The sequence below is a fragment of the Kocuria salsicia genome (genome assembly GCF_039532055.1).
Taxonomy (GTDB): domain Bacteria; phylum Actinomycetota; class Actinomycetes; order Actinomycetales; family Micrococcaceae; genus Kocuria; species Kocuria salsicia.
This window is the reverse complement of record NZ_BAAARF010000018.1, coordinates 1-1,469: the sequence shown is the minus strand read 5'-3', so window position 1 is coordinate 1,469 and position 1,469 is coordinate 1. Positions and strand designations below refer to the sequence as shown.

Genomic DNA, 1,469 nt, shown 5'->3' with positions numbered 1-1,469 from the left:
GGGGCAGTTTCTAGTGGTCCTCGCAACGCCCTGAATTTTTGGGGAGTTGCGAGGACCATGGCGTCTCATGAGGTGAAGGACGCGTTCTTCCAGGCACTGGAGCATCTGGAGGGCAGCATCACTGCTGCCGCGTCTCATGTGGGAGTGAACCGTAATACCGCTTACGGATGGGCGCGTGCGGCAGGGATCCGAGGACGTGGGAAGCCCGGTGCCAGTCGTGGCCATCCAGGTCGCGGCCAGTACGAGCAGCTACGCGCTGAGGGTGTCTCGCGCACCGTGGCCGCGGCGCGGGTTGGTGTGCATATCAAGACGGCCTCGGACTGGGACCGCGGCGTGCGGCATGTGAGACGAGCACGGGTCTACCCAGACGGGCGCAGAGTGGATTACAACACTGGGATGACCACTGTTGCTGATGCCCCATCGGTCTCGGCGTTAGACGCGGTGCTGCACCGCAGGTACCTCACCGTGGCAGAACGCGAGACGATCGCTGACCTGCACCGGGCTGGTGTCAGTCTGCGCGCGATAGGCCGTGCTCTGGGTCGGCCTGCCTCGACGATCAAACGAGAGATCGACAACCGTTCCGTGGCAGGGCACTACAGGGCCTATGTCGCTCACCGTGGCTGGGCGCGCTCACGGGCTCGTCCGAAACAGGCCAAGCTCCTGGCCCCGGGCCGGCTACGGGAGTACGTGCAGGCCAGGCTGTTGCTGCGGTGGTCTCCGCAGCAGATCAGCAACACTCTTATCGAGGAGTTCCCCGAGGAGAGAAGCATGCGCGTGAGCACCGAGACGATTTATCAGGCCTTGTATCTCCAAGCCCGTGGTGGGCTCAAACGCGAGGTCGCTGCCGCATTGCGCACGGGCCGGACCCGACGCAAACCCCACCGTGACCCCCAGGCGCGTTCTGCGCGCTTCGTCGATGAGATGGTGATGATCTCTGCCCGACCACCGACGATAGAGGACCGGGCTGTGCCCGGACACTGGGAAGGGGATCTGATCGTGGGTACCGGCGGTAGTTCCGCGATCGTGACCCTGGTCGAGCGTTCCACGCGGTACGTGATGCTCGGGCACCTGCCGGGAGGTCACACGGCCGAGGAAGTCCGCGATGTTCTGGTCAGGCTGATCGGGTCCTTGCCCCAGCACCTGCGAGGGTCCCTGACGTGGGACCAGGGTGCGGAGATGGCACGGCACAAACAGTTCACGATCGCCACGGGAGTGCCGGTGTACTTCTGTGATCCGCACTCGCCCTGGCAACGCGGCTCGAATGAGAACACGAACGGGTTGCTGCGCCAGTACTTCCCCAAGGGCACCGATCTAGGGGTCTACAGCCCGGAGGATCTCGAGCATGTTGCCCAGGAACTCAACGGGCGACCACGCAAAACGCTGGACTGGAAGAACCCAGCCCAGCGTCTGCGTGATCTACTAATCACTGACTAAACAACCAGGTGTTGCGAGGACCCCTGGAACCTGCC

General features: G+C 63.8%; 1 protein-coding gene. It reads left to right on the top strand.

Annotated features, from left to right (window positions below):
- The first annotated feature begins 57 nt into the window (after positions 1-57).
- Positions 58-1,434: an IS30 family transposase gene (locus tag ABD264_RS11490; protein ID WP_055085801.1), complete on the top strand. Its 1,377-nt coding sequence runs from the start codon at positions 58-60 to the stop codon at positions 1,432-1,434.
- The last annotated feature ends 35 nt before the right edge of the window (positions 1,435-1,469 follow it).